The organism is Streptomyces sp. 1114.5 (assembly GCF_003635085.1).
Classification (GTDB): Bacteria; Actinomycetota; Actinomycetes; order Streptomycetales; family Streptomycetaceae; genus Kitasatospora.
Genome location: NZ_RBXE01000001.1, coordinates 786,770 through 800,903, shown reverse-complemented (window position 1 = coordinate 800,903; position 14,134 = coordinate 786,770). Strand labels below are relative to the sequence as shown.

Sequence of the window (14,134 nt, the reverse complement as noted above, 5' to 3'; positions counted from 1 at the left end):
GAACCGACGAGATGTGGTCCGCCGTCAGCGCGCGGTCCTGCACAGGTGAGGAATCGCGTTGAGTCAGCGCCGCTCGTACCCCAACTCGGGTGACTTCAACCTGGACGACCTGTTCCGCCCCGAGCCCGGTCAGCCGCAGGGCCAGCCGGGCCAGCCGCAGTTCCCGGGCCAGCCGCCGTACCAGGGGCAGCCGGGCCAGCCGGGCCAGCCGCAGGGCCACTCGGCCGTGCCGCCGGTGGGGCAGCCGTCCGGTCAGCCGGAGTACCTCGGGGAGGGCGGGCACGCGCTGCCGACCCAGGCGATGCCCGCGCAGCCGATGCCGGGCCAGCCGATGCCCGCGCACGGTGCCCCGTGGGGCGGGCCGCAGCAGGGGTACGGCGGCCCGCAGGCGGAGCAGCCCGCTCCGGAGACCCAGCACCTGCCGCCCTACCCGGTCGCCGACCCGCAGTCCGGCGGCTACCCGCAGCAGCAGGTCGCGCCCGGGTACCAGGCGTACCCGCCGGCCGCGCAGCCCCAGCCGGCCTACCCGGCGCAGGACTACGGCCAGGGCTACGCCCCGGACCACGGCCAGGGCTACGCCCCGGACCACGGGCAGGGCTTCGACGCGACCCAGGCCGGTGGCTCCGCCCGGCGCGGCCGCCCCTCCAGCAAGCTGATCATCGGCGGGGTGGTGGCGGGCTGTGCGGCGGCCGGCATCCTGGTCGCCGTCCTGATGAGCGGCGGGGGCACCCCCAAGGACGACAGGAAGACCACCCCGGTGGCCGCCACCGGCAGCAGCTCCGTCCCCGGCGCGGGGGGCACCAGCGGCTCCGGCGCCGCCGTCGACCCGGAGGTCAAGGCGCAGGCGCAGCCGCTGTCGGACCTGCTGGGCACCGCGAGCGACAGCCGCAATTCGGTGGTCTCCGCGGTCGCCTCGGTGCAGAAGTGCGACAAGCTCCCCGACTCCCAGCAGGCCCTCACGGCCGCGGCCGGCAAGCGGCGCGAGCTGCAGACCAAGCTCGGCCAGCTGAAGACCGACAAGCTGCCGGGCGGCCAGCAGCTGGTCGAGCAGCTGAACGCGGCCTGGACGGCCTCGGCCCAGGCCGACGACGAGTACGCGGCCTGGGCGCAGGACGCGCAGGGCTCCTGCGACCCGAAGAAGCAGGACAACCAGCACTACAAGAACGCGGTCCAGGCCAGCGGCACCGCGACCACCGCGAAGAAGCAGGCCTCCACGCTGTGGAACGCGATCGCCGTCCAGACCGGCCTGCCCAGCCGCAGCGACGGCGACCTGTAGCGGTGGGGCGGCGCCGAGGCGGCGCCACCCCACCGCGTCACGCCGGCGGGCGGCCCCCGGTGAGCACCCAGCGGACGTCCACGAAGCCCGGCTGCTGCAGGGTCATCCGCCCGTTCTTGACCACCTGGTAGGTGACCCAGGTGTTCACCAGCCGGGGTGAGGCGGTGCTGGGCAACATGTTGGTGGCGCCCCAGTTCAGCGGCGGGGTGAGGCCGACGTCGATGCCCTCGCCGCTGTCCAGCAGCCCGGCGATCGACTTCGCGGTGACCGGCTTGCCGGCCTCCGACAGCTTCTGCGTCACCATCTTGAACACCTCGTACGCGACCCAGGTGGTCTGCACCCCGGGGTCGGAGACGTCGATGGTGCTCCCGCCGGTGGTGTCGGCGCGGACCACCCCGCGCAGCCCGTCCCAGATCTTCGCCGACTCCGGCGGGTACCAGCTGGTGACGTAGGCGCCGTTGAGCGGGCCGGAGTCGCCGCCGGTGGAGTCGACCACCGACTGCTGCACGCTGCCGATCACCGAGGCGATCCGGGTGTTCTTCGGGGTCAGCCGCCGGTAGGAGTCCAGCAGGTTGCCGGTGGGCTCGGCGGCCAGCGCGCTGGTGACGCAGTTGCCCGGCTCGTCCTTGCCGATCGCCTTGCGGGCCACCGGGGCGTAGTCGGAGGACTGCTCGGGCGCCTTGACGTCCTGCAGCCTGATCCCGGCGGGGCGCAGCGCGGTGCCCAGGTAGCCGATCAGGTTGTCGCCGGCCGGGGTGTCCGGGCGGACCAGCGACACGGTCTTGCAGCCGGCGTCCACCAGCTGCCGTCCGTTGCCCGCGATCAGGGCGGGCAGGCCGCCGTCCACCGGGTAGGACAGCGGGCTGGAGAACTCGGGCTGGGAGAGGCCGTAGCCGCCGATCAGCGGGATCCCGGCGCGTTCCAGGACGGGCATGAAGGCCTCGCCCCACTGGCTGTAGGAGCCGATCACGGCGGCGGCCCCGGCGTCCACGGCCTGCTGGGCGCAGGCGCGGGCGCCGTCGGCGGAGTTGTGCTCGTTGCAGGTGATCACCCGCAGCCGGCGGCCGTTCAGTCCGCCCTTGATGTTGACGTCCTGGCCGATGGCGGAGGCGAGCGCGGTCATGCCCGGCCGGTCGGCGGAGCCGGTGCCGGACGGCGCCCAGGTCATCACGGTCAGGTCGTTGCCGCCGGAGGCGTCGGCAGCTCCGCCGCACGCGGACGCCGAGAAGAGGGTGGGGAGCAGCGCCGCGGCGGTGACGGCGGCGGCGACGGGGCGTCGGCGGCGGCGCCGCGCGACGGGGGGACGGCCCTGGAACGAGTCCCTTCGGCTGGTCATCGGTCTTCCCTCTCTGGGGCGCACTCCGGCGCACCGGAACCAGCCAAGCCCCGGCGCCACAAGCCGAGAGGGCAGAAATGCGAACGGTCGGCAAACGGCAGCTGAAATCCGGCGGGGGACGCGTGTAGATCGCGAGTGGAGTACGAACAGAAGGGGAACGTACGATCGTTCACCATGTCCGTCAGCACAGATTCTTCGCACCGGTCCGCCCGAAACCCTTCTCGTCCGGGCCACCGCTCCAGCACGATGGGCGGCATGCCGCTCAACGACCTGCCCTGGTGGCGCTGGCGAGCCCGACTGCGCTCGGCGCTGCACATGCTGTCCGACCCCGCCTTCCAGCAGGAGGCCTGGCTGACCGGCCGGGAGGGGTACGGGGACGTGACCGACGCCGTCTACCGGCTGGTCGAGGACACCTGGCTGGACCGCTGGTCGGCCGAGAAGTACGTGGGCACGATCCTCCGGGACTCCGCCGAGGCCGCGCTGGTCGACGTCGCGGTGCTGCGGGCCGTGCAGATGCTGCACGAGGTGGGCGCGGACGCCCCGGCCTCCGCCTACCTCGGCCACCCCGGCTGGCCGGAGACCGTCCGGGCCGCCCGCGAGGCGCACGTCGCGCTGGCCACGGGCGACGGGGACGACCCGGACGCGGCCCCCAAGTCGCTGGACGTGCTGCGCATCCTCACCCAGGTCTGACGCACGCGGGTCCGGACGGTGCCGTCCCGCAGTACGGGCAGCGGGGCGGCGGATGTCCAGGATGTGACACGCTGGACCGTCCACGCACGTCACGAGCTCAGAACGGGATACCCCCAGTGGAACAGCAGTCGGCCGGCGCCCAGTACGTCCTCACGCTGTCCTGCCCCGACAAGCAGGGCATCGTCCACGCGGTCTCCAGCTACCTCTTCATGACCGGCTGCAACATCATCGACAGCCAGCAGTTCGGGGACGGCGACAGCGGACTCTTCTTCATGCGGGTGCACTTCTCCGCCCCCGAGCCGGTCACCGCCGACAAGCTGCGGGCCAGCTTCGCCGCGATCGGCGCCTCCTTCGCGATGGACTGGCAGATCCACCCGACCGAGCAGCGGATGCGGATCATCCTCATGGTCAGCAAGTTCGGGCACTGCCTGAACGACCTGCTCTACCGCACCCGGATCGGCGCCCTGCCGGTGGAGATCGCCGCGGTGGTCTCCAACCACACCGACCTGCAGGACCTGACCGAGAGCTACGGGATCCCCTTCCACCACATCCCGGTCACCAGGGACACCAAGGCGGAGGCCGAGCAGCAGCTGCTGGACCTGGTCGCCAAGGAGCAGGTCGAACTGGTCGTGCTGGCCCGCTACATGCAGGTCCTCTCCGACCAGCTGTGCACCGAGCTGTCCGGCCGGGTGATCAACATCCACCACTCCTTCCTGCCGAGCTTCAAGGGCGCCAAGCCGTACCACCAGGCGCACGCCCGGGGTGTGAAGCTGATCGGGGCCACCGCGCACTACGTCACCGCCGACCTGGACGAGGGCCCGATCATCGAGCAGGAGGTGGCCCGGGTCACCCACGACGTCAGCCCCGACCAGCTGGTCGCGCTCGGCCGGGACGTCGAGTGCCAGGCGCTGGCCCGCGCGGTGAAGTGGCACAGCGAGCACCGGGTGCTGCTCGACGGCACCCGTACGGTCGTCTTCGCCTGAGCGGGGCGAGCGGGCGCTGACAGCCGCTGCCGGCCTCACGGCCGCGACAGCAGCGGGAGCGCGTGCAGCACCTCGCGGATCGCGGCCCGGTCACCGTGCTCGCCGACCGGCAGCCGGTCCGGGTCGCGGTGCGCGGCGGCCAACTGGCAGAGCTCCAGGCCGTCCACCGCCATCGAGGCCACCGGCTCCCCGCCGGGCGGGCCCGACTCCGGGCCCACTGTGCCGACCGTGCCGCCCGGGCCGGCCGTGACGTCCCCGCCGTCCAGCGGGACCAGCCACTCGCCGCCGCCCGGGCCGTCGACCACCAGCCGCAGCCGCCGGGCGGTCGGACCGTTCCCGGCCGGTGCCCCCACCGGTTGGGGCTGCGCCGCGCGCAGGCCGGCCAGCGCCCGGGGCAGCAGCCGGACCACCAGCTCCACCATCTGCCGCAGGTGTTGCGGCGCCGGCGGGTCGTACGGGTAGGCGACCGCCCGGGCCACGTCCTCGCCGTGCACGTAGCACTCGAAGGCGCGGTCCACGAAGGCGTCGCGCAACGGCAGCACGGTGAAGCCGTAGTCGACCGGGGTGTTGCCCTGCGGGGCGAGCGCGGCGCTGCGCACCAGGTCGTGGCTCTGCTGCCGCCACCGGGCGCGCACCGACTGCGGCGGCAGGGCGCTCTGCCCGGCGATCATCCGGGCGGTGCGGTCGGAGATCGCGGCGTACGGGCCGCCCTGCGGCGGCACCCGGCGTTCGGCCGGCACGGCGGGTGCGCCCGGAGTGCGCGAGGCGACCGGTGTGCCCGGTGCACCCGGAGCGGCCGGCACCGGGTCGGGCAGACCGAGGGCGAGCGCCAGGAAGCCGTCCACGGCGGTCAGGTGACCGAGCACCTCGGCCGGGCGCAGCCGGCCGGAGCCGCCGTGCCACGGCAGTTCGGCCACCTCCTGCCACTCCTCCGGGCCGAGGTCGCGCAGCAGCGCGTCGAGCTTGGCGGTCTCCGCCGTGTACGGCATGCCCCAGGCGGGGACGGGCAGTTCCGCCGGGCGGCGGGCCAGGCACCAGTCGAGCACCTGCTGGCGCAGCGAGCCGGGCTGGTCCAGCGGTTCGTCCAGGGAGAGCCAGCCGGCCGCCTCGTGCAGCCGGGCCGCCTCCTCGGCGCACTCCGGGCAGCCGCGCATGTGCAGCTCCAACTCGGCGGCCTCGCGGGTCGGGCAGGCGCCGAGGGCCCAGGCGCCGAGCAGTGAGCGCAGGGCGTCGTGCTGCTCCTCCGTGCTGCTCACGTCTCCCCGTCCCCGGCGTCGTCACCCGTTGGTTCGTCGAGCGGCCCGTCGAGCGGCCCGTTGACCGGCTGCTGGACCGGTTCGTCGGCCAACTCGGTCGCCAGCAGGGCCAGGCCGAGCCGCATCCGCTGCTTGGCGGCCTGCTCGCTGATGCCGAGCAGCCGGGCCGTCTCCCGGTAGGTGCGGCCGTCGTAGTACGTCACCGCGATGGTCTCACGCAGGGATCGGGGCAGGGAGTCGACCACGTACTGCATGCGCGCGGCGGTGGCCACGGCGCGGATCTCCGCCTCGGCGCCCAGGAGGTCACCGCCCGGCGGTCGTTCGGCGGCACGCCGCGCCCGCAGCCGCTCGACGGCGCGGCGGTGGGTGAGCGTGCCCAGCCAGGAGCGCAGCGTGCCGCGGGCGGGGTCGAAGTCCTCGGGGTGCTCCCAGGCGTGGGCGAAGATCTCCCGGGTGAGCTGCGCGGCGGCGGCCTGGTCGGCGAGTATCCGCCCGGCCAGGCCGTGCACCATCGGTGCGAGCTGGTCGTAGAGTTCGCCGAGCGCGGTCTCCTCGCCGCGGGCGAGGCGGCGCTGCAACTGCTCGTCCCAGCGCGGGGTCCGCTCCGGGGTGGCCATCGGGAACCACCCTCCTGCCCGGGTTCGCTGGCTTACCCAACGGTATCTTGCGGTCGGCGCGCGGCGGAGGGATTCGGGCAAGAACGGAATCCTTCCGCACGGATTCGCCGGTGCGGCAACGGGCCGTCAGGCAGCCGCTGTTCGAGCGCCGCTGGACATATGTCGCACGGGTGGTTCGTGAGTGGCGGGCGGGGCTCCCGGGGTGTCCGGCGGTAGGTTCCCGACTGCGGAACCGCGGCGGGCCGTCGCCGGTCGCCCCAGGCCGGCCGGGTCGTTCCGGGTCGTTCCGGGTCGTCCCGGGTCGGACGAGCGCCGGTGCGAGGCTCGCGAGAGTGAGCGGGACAGTATGCACTGCGCTGTCCCCCGATCGCCGGAATATGCCCGAAGCGCTTGCTGCGGTCCGCCGGCCCGCCCATCCTGAGGCGTATTCGTGTCGCGGCCGGTGCGCGACCGACGAGTCGGCGCGGACGAGTGGGCGCGGACGAGTGGGCGCGGGTGGACGGACCGGGCGGACGCCCGGGTGCGGCTCGGGTGGCGCCGGGCGGAGTGCGAGGGCCCGCCGGCCGGTCGATCCGGCACGATCGGGACTTAGGCCGAACTGCGAGTGCAGGTGGTGGAGCGGTGCAGGTTCTTCAGGTACAGCTGGCGGTGCAGGCGGACCCCGCCGAGGTCGGCCGGGCCCGTCGGTGGGTGCGCTCGCGGCTGTTGAACCACGGGGTGGACCCGGATGCGCCGATGGCCGAGACGGTGGTGCTGGTGGTGTCGGAGCTGGTGACCAACGCCGTGGTGCACACCGGCTGTCCGGCCGTGCTGCGGCTCTGCCTACCGATGGCCGAGGACGCGCCGCAGGGCTGCCCGGCCGTCCCGCTGCGGGTGGAGGTCGCCGACGCGAGCGAGACGGCCCCGGCCCCGCGGCACGCCGGGGCGGACCAGGAGGCGACCAACGGGCGCGGCCTGGAGCTGGTCGAACTGCTCTGCGAGCGCTGGGGCTGGTACCCGGACGGCTCGGGCAAGCGGGTCTGGTGCGAGATCGGCGCGGACGCCCGCCCGGCCGACCCGCTGGCAGACGTGGACTGGGCGGCTTTGGCGCAATAGCGGCTTCCGCGGCGGCCGGTGGCCCCTGGCGATCACCGGCCGAAAGGTGACGCAACCATTCCGAATTTCGGACTACCCATTGACGTGACGTATCCGACTGATCACGCTTGGGTGCGGCTCTCCGTCGCGAGGGGACGCCGAGGGGACGTCCGTCCACCGCCGCGGTGCCGCTGTCCAGGGGGATCGTGTCAGCGAAGGGGCCGCGGACGGTCGGTCGCGGACCGCTCCTCGGCGAGTGCGGAGGCCGCGGCGCGGGGTCAGGGCCCGCGCGTCGCGGTTGGATGGCGGCCTGCCGTGCCGTGCTCGGGGTGCACACGGTGTGCCGCCATCCACTGCGCCGCCCGGCGCGCCGCCGGGCCACGGCGATATCCGGCCACCGGTGGCCGGCGTTTCGGCGTTCGGCGCCGCTGAGCAGGTACGGACCTACTGCGGGACGGTGCGGAAGGTGCGCCGGTAGGCGCTCGGCGCCACGTCGAGCCGGCCGCGCAGCTGCAGCCGCAGTGAGGCGGCGGTGCCGAAGCCGGACTCCCGGGCGACCTGGTCGATCGTCAGATCGGTCCGTTCCAGCAGCTGGCGGGCCCGTTCGGTGCGCTGGGTGGTGATCCACTGGCCCGGGCTGGCGCCGGTCTCCTCGCGGAAGCGCCGGGTGAAGGTCCGTACGCTCATGCCGGCCCGGTCGGCGAGCCGGCGCAGCGCGAGCGGCTGGTCCAGGTGCTCCACCGCCCAGGCGCGCACCGCGGCGGTGCCGGTGCCTTCGGCGTCCACCGGGCTCGGGGCCTCCACGTACTGCTTCTGGCCGCCCTCGCGCCACGGCGGCACCAGGCAGTTGCGGGCCACCGCGTTGGCCACCGCGCTGCCGTGGTCGCGCCGTACCACGTGCAGGCAGAGGTCCACCCCGGCGGCCACCCCGCCGGAGGTGAGGATGTCGCCGTCGTCGGTGTAGAGCACGTCGGGGTCGAGCAGCACCCGGGGGAACAGCCGGGCGAAGCGCTCGGTGTAGCGCCAGTGGGTGGTGGCCGGGCGGCCGTCCAGCAGGCCGGCGGCGGCCAGGATGAAGGAGCCGGTGCAGATCGACAGCAGCCGGGTGCCGGGCCGGATCCGGGCCAGCGCGGCGGCCAGCTCCGGGGTGAAGCAGGCGTCGGCGACGGCCGGGCCGGAGTCGGCGGAGGCCGGGATCACCACCGTGTCGGCCCGTTCCAGCAGTTCGGGCCCGTGGTCGACCATGACCCTGAAGTCGGCGCTGGTGGCGACCGGTTGGCCGTCCAGAGTGCAGGTGGCCACCTCGTAGAGGGGTTGCCCGGCCGGGCCCTTGGCGCCGCCGAAGATGCGGGCGGGGATGCCGAGTTCGAAGGCGATCACGCCGTCCAGGGCGAGTACCGCGACCAGGTGTGCCATGGGCTCCCCTCGGGTGTCGGTGGGTCCGGGCCAGCGTACGCCCGGTTGTGGCCCGAATCTTGCGAAAGCTGTCATTCAGGCCACTCGTCGGGGCCCCGGTCGCCCGGAACACTCGTTCGCGTGACCGAACGCAGCGCCCTCACCCCCACACCCGTCCCCGATCCGACCGGCCCCGACCAGAACGGCTCCGACTCGAACGGCTCGGCCCCGACCGACTCCGAGCGGCCCGCCGCGGCCGGGCGTGCCCGGGTGCACTACGCCTGGGTGGTGGCCGGGGTCTCCCTGCTCGTCCTGCTCGGCTCGGCCGGCTTCCGCTCCACGCCGAGCCTGATGATGGACGCCCTGCACAACGAGTTCGGCTGGTCGCTCGGGACGATCTCCAGCGCCACCTCCGTCAACCTGACCCTCTACGGCCTCACCGCCCCCTTCGCCGCCGCCCTGATGGACAGGTTCGGGGTGCGCCTGGTGGTGGTCTGCGCGCTGCTGACCATCTCGGTCGGCTCCGGGCTCACCATGCTGATGCGCGAGCCCTGGCAACTGGTGCTCTGCTGGGGCGTGTTGGTCGGCCTCGGCAGCGGCTCGATGGCCGGCGCGTTCGCCACCACCATCACCGGGCGCTGGTTCCGGGCCCGCCAGGGCCTGGTCACCGGGGTGCTCACCGCCGCCGGCGCGGCGGGCAACCTGGTCTTCCTCCCGGTCGGCGCCTGGCTGGTGGAGCAGCACGGCTGGCGCTCGGCCGTGGTCGTGGTCTCGCTCGCCGCCAGCGCCGTCGCCGTCCCCGTCCTGCTGCTGATGCGCGAGCGGCCCGCCGACATCGGCCTGCTCCCGTACGGTGCGACCGAGGAGCCTCCCGCCCCCGCCGCCGACGGCCGCGCCCTGGCCCGCTCGCTGCGGGTGCTGCGCGACGCCGCCCGCAGCCGGGCGTTCTGGCTACTGGCAGGCTCCTTCGCGATCTGCGGCGCCACCACCGCCGGCCTCGTCGGCACCCACTTCATCCCGGCCGCGCACGACCACGGCATGCCGGTCACCACCGCCGCGAGCCTGCTCGCCCTGATCGGCGTCTTCGACGTGCTCGGCACCATCTTCAGCGGTTGGCTCACCGACCGGGTCGACTCCCGGCTGCTGCTGACCGTCTACTACGGACTGCGCGGCCTGTCCCTGCTCCTGCTGCCGCAGCTGCTGGCCGGCTCGCTGCAGCCGCCGATCCTCGCCTTCGTGATCTTCTACGGCCTGGACTGGGTGGCCACCGTGCCGCCGACCGTCGCGCTGTGCCGCCGGCACTTCGGCGAGGACGCCCCGATCGTCTTCGGCTGGGTGCTGGCCAGCCACCAGATCGGCGCGGCCGTCGTCGCCGGGCTGGCGGGCCTGGCCCGCGACGCGCTCGGGAACTACGACCTGACCTGGTACGGCGCCGGCGCGCTCTGCGTGGTCGCGGTCGGGCTCTGCCTGGCGCTGCGCAGCGACCGGCCGGGTGGCGCCGGTACCGCGGTGAAGGCTGTCGGTGCGGAGGCCTAGGGCCTGTCCGGCGGATCTTGTCGGATCAGCGCGCGGCGTCGGGCGCCCGTCTGGGCGTGCGCCCGAATCGCCCTCGTACTGGGTGTACTTGGACGATTCGGGCGTGCGTCCAGGCGGGATGATCCGGCGTCGTGCGCCCGGCAAGATCCGCCGGACAGGCCCTAGGCTCCACCCCATGGTGCTCACCTTCACCCTGGACCCGAAGCTCGACCCCGACCTGCGGACGGAGATCGTCCGGCTCTGGGCTGACGTCACCAATGCCGGCGGGGCGGTCGGCTTCGTGGCGCCGGTCACCGAGGACGAGGTGTGGGACACCGCCGACCGTCAGTTCGCCGGGGTCGGGCCGGACGGCCCGAACCGGCTGCTGACCGCCCACGACGACACCGGCCGGCTGGTCGGCGTGCTGTTCTTCGAGTCCATGCGGTTCGAACCCATGGAGCACTGGCGGATGCTCAAGCGGGTCATGGTGCATCCGGACTTCCAGGGCTTCGGCCACGGCGCCCGGCTGCTCGCCGAGGCCGAGCGGGTGGCCCGGGAGTGGGGGCTGGAGGCGCTGCGGCTCACCGCGCGCGGCGGCCTGGGGCTGGAGCACTTCTACGCCCGCAGCGGCTACCGCGAGGTCGGCCGGGTGCCGGCCGCGATACGGGTCGCCCCCGGGGACGACCGCGACGACATCACCATGTGGCTCGACCTGCGCTGACCCCGGACGGGGCGGACGGGTGACCGGGCGGGAGCGGCCGGGGCGGGCGACCCGTCCCCCTTGCCCGACTTCGGGCAGGAGGGGGGACGGTCCGCGCCGCCCGTCAGGCATGCTTGACTGGAGCACCCACCCCCGCGCCAGGACCCGCCCCGCGCAACGAGAAGGATGTGTTCCAGTGAGCAGCAACGGCCCGGATAAGTCGCACGCCACGCTCCGCTACACCTCCCTGCGGGTCAGCATCTTCCTCGGCTGCCTGCTGGTGGCCCTGCTGCTCGGGCACTTCCAGGTCATCCCGGTCAGCGGCGAGGCCGGCGTGATCTTCCTCTTCCTGCTGGCCGCGGTCGCCTCCGCGCCGATCAGCTACGCCTTGCTGGGCAGGCAGCGCGACGAGATGTCGGCCCAGATCAGCGGCAAGGTCTCCGGGCTGCGCAGCCGTACCGCCGAGCGGATCGCCGCGCAGAACGCCGAGGAGGACGCCGCCGACGACGCCGCCCGCGCGGCGGCCGCCGGGCAGAACTGATCCCGGCCCCACCCCCCGCCCGCCGAGTCCCCGCCGCAGCCGCCGTGCCCGCCACCCGAGACTCCGTGCCGCCGCCCGAGGCGCCTCGTGAGCAGACGCCCGAGCTGTTGCCCGAGCCGCCGCCCGCCGAGAGTGCGCTCGGCACCTGGCCGGCCCCCGTGCGCCGGCCCACCGGGCGGGACGTGGCCCGGCTCGCCGGGGTCTCCCAGGCCACCGTCTCCCTGGTCTTCTCCGGTGCCGAGGCCGGCCGCCGGGTCTCCGAGGCCACCCGCCAGCGGGTCCGGGAGGCCGCCCGCAGCCTGGGATACCGCCCGCAGGCGGCCGGCCGACAGCTGCGGCTCGGCCGCAGCGGGATGATCCTGCTCGCCGTGCCCAATCTCCAGGGCCCGTTCTTCGGCCGGGTGCTGGAGGGCGTCCACGAGGAGGCCGGCCGGCACGGCCTGGCGGTCGTGGTCAGCTCCGGCTGGGGCAGCGCCACCCTCGCCGAGGCCGCCACCGCCGGCCGCTTCGACGGCCTGCTGATCTGCTCCCCGGACGACAGCCAGCTCGGCGAACTGCCCGCCGACACCCCCGCCGTCTTCCTCGACGCCGACCCGGGCACCGACCGCACCCGCCCGACCGTGGAGCTCGACGTGGCCGGCGGGATGCGCGCCGCCGTCGAGCACCTGGCCGCCCTCGGCCACCGCCGGATCGGGCGGCTGCGCTCCAGCCACGCCGCGTACACGTTCCGGGTGCGGCAGGCCGCCTTCGAGCGGGTCGTCCGGGAACTCGGCCTGGAAGTCGTGGAGTTGGGCGTGAGCCTGAACGACGGTCACCGGGCCGCACGAGCCGTCGCGGACCGGCTGCTGTCCCGGGCGGACCGGCCGCGTGCGGTGATCTGCGACGACGACGTGGTCGCCTCCGGGGTCTACCAGGCCGCCGCCGAGCGGGGGTTGCGGGTGCCGGAGGACCTGTCCGTGGTCGGCATGGACAACGTGGCGGTGGCCGCGCTGCTCGCTCCGCCGCTGACCACCGTCGACCTGCCGGGCGAGGAGCTGGGCCGGGCGGGCGCGGCCGCGCTGGCGGGCCTGCTGCGCGGGGAGCGGGTGGAGCCGGTGGCGCCGCTGGCCACTTCGCTGGTGCTGCGCTCCTCCACCGCGTCGGCGTAGCGCGTTCGACGCCGCCAAGACCACCATCGCCGGAGTACGCGGTGCGCTTCGACCTGCCCACGATTCCGGCGGGGGCGTGCTGCCGGCCGCGCTCGGCATCGCCGTCCTCGGCTGCGGCGTGCTGTTGACCGTGATCGCCTGGGGCTGCCGGGGCCGCCACAGCTGATCACCCGTAGGAAGGAATGACTGCGCCCGCCGGCCAGACCCCCGGCGGGCGCAGTCGTCTGTGGGGCCGGGCTCAGCCCACCGGGACGGGCTGGGCCAGGCGGGGCGCGACGGGCGCCGCGCGGAACCAGCGCCGGGCGCCGAAGAGCAGCAGCCCGCCGAGCGCGATCCCGCCGGCCGCGCACAGCGCGACCGCGCGCAGCGAGCCCTCGGCGAGGTTGCCGGAGACGGCGTAGCCGAGCGAGTTGCCGGTGGCGAACAGGGTCACCAGCCAGGCGAATGCTTCGGTGACCGTCCCGGTCGGCGCCAGTTCGGCGACCAGCACGAAGGCCGCCGCCAGCAGTGGAGCCAGCATGACGCCGGACAGGAAGGCCAGTGCGGCCATCGGGTACGGCCCGGGCAGAGTGACCAGCGGCAGGTAGGAGGCGGCCATCGCAAGCGCCATCACCCAGGTGCGGGTGGCGGTGGTCTGCCGCCACTTGACCGCCCCGTAGGCGAGTGCGCCGAGCAGGCCGCCGAGCGCCGCCAGCGCCAGCAGGGTGCCCGCGCCGCCCGGGAGCGCACCGGTGTGGTGCTCCGCGTAGGCGATGAACAGCACGTTCTGCGCGCCGACCGCCCAGCCGGCCCCGGCCAGCCCGACCAGCAGCAGCACCAGGCCGGGGGAGCGCAGCGGCCCGAGCAGTCCGGCGGACTCCGCGCGGACCGGGGCGCGCCAGGCCTGGGCCGGTGCGGCGGTGGCCACGATCAGTGCCCCGGCCAGGCCGAGTCCGGCGGCCACCCAGAGCGCGGCGACCGGGCTGAAGAGGCCGGCGATCCCGGCGACGGCCAGCGGCCCGGCGACGTAGAGGATCTGCTGGGAGGCGGAGTCGAAGGCGTACGCGGTGTCGAGCTGCTCCTCCTCGACGACGTCCGGCCAGAGCGAGCGCAGGCAGGGCTCCAGGGGCGGCATCGCCAGGCCGGCGATCGCGGCGCCGACCGGGGCGGCGAGCGGGGAGCCGGGGGCGAGGGCGAGCAGCGCGTACCCGCCGCCGGCCACCACGGCCGAGGCGAGCAGGACGCGGGGCTGCCCGGTGCGGTCCACGATCCGCCCGAGCACCGGGCCGCCGACGGCCGCCGAGATCGCGTACGCGGCGGTGGCCAGCCCGATCCGTCCGTACGGCGTGCCGGCCTCGCGCAGGGCGAGGGCGATCACCAGGGCGGTCATGCCGGCGGGCAGGCGGCCGAGCAGGGTGCCGAGGAGCAGGCGGGTGACGTGCGGGGCGCGGAGCAGGGCGAGGTAGCCCATCGGCGTCTTCTCCGGTCTGGGCAGGCGGGGGCGGGGACGTCGTCAAAGTTATACGTATAACTGCTCGCCGGTCAATCGGACCGGTCGGTGCGAACTGATGGGGCGTCAGCCTGGTTCGTGTCCGGATCTCGCCTTGACCTCAAACAAGTACTT

Annotated in this window: 13 protein-coding genes; 8 read left to right on the top strand and 5 right to left on the bottom strand. The window is 74.5% G+C overall.

The genetic code is table 11. From position 1 onward, the window contains the following. Nucleotides 1-58 precede the first annotated feature (58 nt). Nucleotides 59-1,276 (top strand): hypothetical protein, encoded by a 1,218-nt coding sequence (locus BX285_RS37080; protein WP_183106992.1) that lies wholly within the window; start codon nucleotides 59-61, stop codon nucleotides 1,274-1,276. A gap of 37 nt (nucleotides 1,277-1,313) precedes the next feature. Here BX285_RS37080 and BX285_RS03420 read toward each other — a convergent pair whose 3' ends face one another. After that, nucleotides 1,314-2,612, bottom strand: coding sequence for an ABC transporter substrate-binding protein (locus BX285_RS03420; protein ID WP_097236607.1), 1,299 nt, complete (start codon nucleotides 2,610-2,612; stop codon nucleotides 1,314-1,316). Between the two features lie 255 nt (nucleotides 2,613-2,867). On the opposite strand from BX285_RS03420, the gene BX285_RS03415 reads away from it, so the two are divergent. Then, nucleotides 2,868-3,302: an SCO4402 family protein gene (locus BX285_RS03415; protein ID WP_257032456.1), complete on the top strand. Its 435-nt coding sequence runs from the start codon at nucleotides 2,868-2,870 to the stop codon at nucleotides 3,300-3,302. A 116-nt stretch (nucleotides 3,303-3,418) separates the two neighbouring features. Beyond that, on the top strand, nucleotides 3,419-4,285 hold the full coding sequence (purU, locus tag BX285_RS03410) for a formyltetrahydrofolate deformylase (protein WP_257032455.1): 867 nt from the start codon (nucleotides 3,419-3,421) through the stop codon (nucleotides 4,283-4,285). Nucleotides 4,286-4,320: 35 nt separating this feature from the next. Here the strand turns inward: purU and BX285_RS39105 are convergent, their stop codons facing one another. Next, nucleotides 4,321-5,541, bottom strand: coding sequence for a zf-HC2 domain-containing protein (locus BX285_RS39105; protein ID WP_121174439.1), 1,221 nt, complete (start codon nucleotides 5,539-5,541; stop codon nucleotides 4,321-4,323). Further along, nucleotides 5,538-6,158: a sigma-70 family RNA polymerase sigma factor gene (locus BX285_RS03400; protein WP_121174438.1), complete on the bottom strand. Its 621-nt coding sequence runs from the start codon at nucleotides 6,156-6,158 to the stop codon at nucleotides 5,538-5,540. The genes BX285_RS39105 and BX285_RS03400 overlap by 4 nt, the downstream gene beginning before the upstream one ends. Before the next feature lie 621 nt (nucleotides 6,159-6,779). Between BX285_RS03400 and BX285_RS03395 the strand changes: the two genes are divergently transcribed. Beyond that, complete coding sequence (locus BX285_RS03395; RefSeq protein ID WP_097236603.1) at nucleotides 6,780-7,253, top strand: ATP-binding protein; 474 nt, start codon at nucleotides 6,780-6,782, stop codon at nucleotides 7,251-7,253. Nucleotides 7,254-7,676: 423 nt separating this feature from the next. Here BX285_RS03395 and BX285_RS03390 read toward each other — a convergent pair whose 3' ends face one another. Then, complete coding sequence (locus BX285_RS03390; protein WP_097236602.1) at nucleotides 7,677-8,648, bottom strand: GlxA family transcriptional regulator; 972 nt, start codon at nucleotides 8,646-8,648, stop codon at nucleotides 7,677-7,679. 120 nt (nucleotides 8,649-8,768) lie between these two features. On the opposite strand from BX285_RS03390, the gene BX285_RS03385 reads away from it, so the two are divergent. The 4 genes from BX285_RS03385 to BX285_RS03370 all read left to right on the top strand — a co-directional run bounded on the left by BX285_RS03385 (nucleotide 8,769) and on the right by BX285_RS03370 (nucleotide 12,531). Next, nucleotides 8,769-10,163, top strand: coding sequence for an MFS transporter (locus BX285_RS03385; protein ID WP_097236601.1), 1,395 nt, complete (start codon nucleotides 8,769-8,771; stop codon nucleotides 10,161-10,163). A 175-nt stretch (nucleotides 10,164-10,338) separates the two neighbouring features. Next, nucleotides 10,339-10,863: a GNAT family N-acetyltransferase gene (locus BX285_RS03380; RefSeq protein WP_121174437.1), complete on the top strand. Its 525-nt coding sequence runs from the start codon at nucleotides 10,339-10,341 to the stop codon at nucleotides 10,861-10,863. 175 nt (nucleotides 10,864-11,038) lie between these two features. Next, nucleotides 11,039-11,383 (top strand): DUF4229 domain-containing protein, encoded by a 345-nt coding sequence (locus BX285_RS03375; RefSeq protein ID WP_257032454.1) that lies wholly within the window; start codon nucleotides 11,039-11,041, stop codon nucleotides 11,381-11,383. A 44-nt stretch (nucleotides 11,384-11,427) separates the two neighbouring features. After that, a complete protein-coding gene (locus tag BX285_RS03370; RefSeq protein ID WP_097236598.1) occupies nucleotides 11,428-12,531 on the top strand; it encodes a LacI family DNA-binding transcriptional regulator in 1,104 nt (367 codons plus the stop codon). A 238-nt stretch (nucleotides 12,532-12,769) separates the two neighbouring features. Here the strand turns inward: BX285_RS03370 and BX285_RS03365 are convergent, their stop codons facing one another. Next, nucleotides 12,770-13,981, bottom strand: coding sequence for an MFS transporter (locus tag BX285_RS03365; protein WP_121174436.1), 1,212 nt, complete (start codon nucleotides 13,979-13,981; stop codon nucleotides 12,770-12,772). Between the last annotated feature and the right edge of the window lie 153 nt (nucleotides 13,982-14,134).

Excerpts from the sequence above, each read along its gene's own strand:
- BX285_RS03420 (WP_097236607.1), bottom strand. The coding sequence starts at position 2,612 with ATGACCAGCCGAAGGGACTCGTTCCAGGGCCGTCCCCCCGTCGCGCGG.
- BX285_RS03415 (WP_257032456.1), top strand. The coding sequence starts at position 2,868 with ATGCCGCTCAACGACCTGCCCTGGTGGCGCTGGCGAGCCCGACTGCGC.
- BX285_RS03400 (WP_121174438.1), bottom strand. The coding sequence starts at position 6,158 with ATGGCCACCCCGGAGCGGACCCCGCGCTGGGACGAGCAGTTGCAGCGC.
- BX285_RS03390 (WP_097236602.1), bottom strand. The coding sequence starts at position 8,648 with ATGGCACACCTGGTCGCGGTACTCGCCCTGGACGGCGTGATCGCCTTC.
- BX285_RS03380 (WP_121174437.1), top strand. The coding sequence starts at position 10,339 with ATGGTGCTCACCTTCACCCTGGACCCGAAGCTCGACCCCGACCTGCGG.
- BX285_RS03365 (WP_121174436.1), bottom strand. The coding sequence starts at position 13,981 with ATGGGCTACCTCGCCCTGCTCCGCGCCCCGCACGTCACCCGCCTGCTC.